The organism is Bradyrhizobium cosmicum (assembly GCF_032290525.1).
GTDB lineage: Bacteria > Pseudomonadota > Alphaproteobacteria > Rhizobiales > Xanthobacteraceae > Bradyrhizobium > Bradyrhizobium cosmicum_A.
In genome coordinates this window covers 1-239 of record NZ_JASXTA010000571.1, presented here as the reverse complement: position 1 = coordinate 239, position 239 = coordinate 1, and the positions used below count along the sequence as shown (strand labels likewise).

Genomic DNA, 239 nt, shown 5'->3' with positions numbered 1-239 from the left:
CGCCGACCTGGAGGCTCTCCTTGAAACGGCCGCGCACCAGACTGCCCCAGACCATCTCGGCCTTGAGGCGGGCCTTCAGCGTTTCCGGCCGGACCCCCTGGCTCTCCAGGGACTTGGTCAACTGTTCGGGCGAGATACGCATCCGCTGGCTCATCCCGGCAAAGGCCTGCTCGATATCGCTCGCCGTAGGGTCGACGCCGAACCGCTTGGCTTCCTTGATCTTCACCTTTTCGTCGATC

General features: G+C 64.0%; 1 pseudogene. It reads right to left on the bottom strand.

Going from position 1 to position 239, the window contains the following annotated elements:
• Nucleotides 1-239, bottom strand: a pseudogene (locus QSV46_RS40980) (peptidylprolyl isomerase); the annotation flags it as partial.